Below are 2,257 nucleotides of genomic sequence, written 5' to 3' on the forward strand. Positions count from 1 at the left end.
GAGCAAAGGCCGGGCGGGGGCGCAGTATTCGGGCCTCGCTCATCACGCTCGCGGTGGTACCGGCGACGGCGATGGTGCTGCTGTGGGTCAGCGGTTCGGTCGCGTTGTTCGACCAGTGGCACAAGGCCGACCAAGAGGGGCAGCCGGCGAAAACCACATACGCCCTGGTGCCCGCGATCGGCGAGTTCCAGAAGGAACGGCAGCTGACGGCCGGGGTGTTGTCCTCGCACGGCAGCCGTACCGCCCTGGAGGCGCAGCGGCGCCGGACCGAGGCCGTCCTCGCCGGGTTCCGAAAGGCGGACTCCGCGTCCGCCGGTGACGGATCGGCACAGTACCGGGCACAGTTGGCGACCGTACGCAAGCGGCTCTCCGACCTGACCGCCGAGCGGGTCGCGGTGGACGGCGGGAAGGGTGGCCGGCAGCACGCCTACACCGTCTACTCCAACACCGTGGCGTCCGTGCTGAACCTCTTCGGGACGCTGAGCACGGACAGCGGCGACGCGGCCACCGCGGCCGACGCCGGCCATGCACTGGCGTTCCTGCGCGGGGCGGAGGCGCTGTCGCAGGAGGAGGCGATCCTCGACGGGGTCGCTGCCTCCGGGCGGTTGAGCGTCCAGGAGCGGGCGGCCCTGGACTCGGCCGCCGCCGTTCGGGGATCCGTGCTGACCAATGAGGTCGAGCCGTATCTGCCCACGGACCTGGGGGCGGCCCTGGGGAAGGTCGTGGACGGGCGGGACTGGGACGCCATGACGGCCTTCGAGTCGGCCGTCGGTACAGCGACCGCGGCGCACGACGGCACGATCGACGTGCCGCGCCCCACGGACGCCCAGGTCGCAGCCCCGGGGCAGGTCTCCGCCGCGGTGCAGGCCGTGGAGGGCCAGTACCTGGCCGAGGTCACCAAGGACGCCGCGCACCGGACCCACATGGTGCTCGTCAAGGCGCTGCTCGGCAGCGCCCTCGCGTTCGTCGCCGTGCTCGCCGTGGGCCTGCTGTCCTGGCGCATCACCCGGTCCCTCATCGGCCGGATGTCGGGCCTGCGTGCGGCGACACTCGAACTGGCCGAGGAACGGCTGCCCGAACTCATCACCCGGCTGCGCACCCAGGGCAAACGCGCCGAACTCGACGACCTGCCCGAACTCGACTACGGCACCGACGAGTTGGGCAAGGTCGCGGAGGCCTTCAACAGTGCCCAGCGGACCGCGGTGAGCGTCGCGCTGGAGCAGGCCGCGCTGCGCGAAGGGGCGCGGCTCGTCTTCCACAACATGTCGCGCCGCATCCAGCTCCTCGTGCACCGTCAGCTCACGGTGATCGACTCCATGGAACGCAAGGAGCAGGACCCCCAACTCCTCTCCGATCTCTACCGCGTCGACCACCTCGCCACCCGGATGCGCCGCAACGCGGAGAGCCTGACCGTGCTGTCCGGCGCGTCCCCCCGGCGCCGTTGGAAGCAGGCGGTACCGCTCGCGGATCTGCTGCGCAGCGCGGTGTCCGAGATCGAGGGGTACACCCGGGTCGTCGTCGAACCCCTCCCGCCCATCGCGGTGTTGGGCCCGGCGGTCGGCGACACGATCCACCTCATGGCCGAACTCATCGAGAACGGCGTGACGTTCTCGCCCCCGCACACCGAAGTGCGGGTACGGGCACTGCCGGTGGCGCAGGGCTACGCCGTCGAGGTGGAGGACCGGGGGCTCGGTCTGACGCCGGACGAGTACGCGGCGGCGAACGAACTCCTGCACCACCCCAAGGACTTCAGCTTCACCACCCTCGGCGAGGACCCCCGCCTAGGCCTCTTCACCGTCGGCCACCTCGCCCACCGCCACGGCATCACCGCCAGCCTCCAGGCCTCGTCCTACGGCGGCTCCCTGGCCGTCGTCGTCATCCCGCACACCCTCACGGAGTCGGCGGCGGACGCGGTACCGCCGACGCTGGACGCGCGGGCGGAGCGGCATCTGGCTTCGGTCGCGGGGGCGTTGTCGGAGCCGGGGATGAGTTCGGGGCCGGGTTCGTCGACCGGTTCGGCGACGGGCTCAGGGACGGGTTCGGGCAGCGGCTCGGGCACGGGCATGGGCCCAGGTATGGGCGTGGGCTCGGCCGGCGGTACGCCCACCGGGCCGGTCACCGGTTCGGGGCGCGGCGGGGTGACGGCCGGCGGTATGCCGATGCGCACCCGTACGCGAACCGCACCCCATGCCCAGCCCGCGTCCGGTCCGGCGGCACCGGGTGCGGAGCCCGCAGCCGCCGCTTCGCCCCGCGGGGC

Annotated in this window: 1 protein-coding gene; it reads left to right on the top strand. The window is 72.5% G+C overall.

The genetic code is table 11. From position 1 onward, the window contains the following. Positions 1-2,257 (top strand): sensor histidine kinase (locus tag AC31A1_RS50380; protein WP_489659745.1); only part of this gene is annotated, 2,257 nt, incomplete at both ends.

This window comes from Streptomyces sp. P5F9 (genome assembly GCF_057961495.1).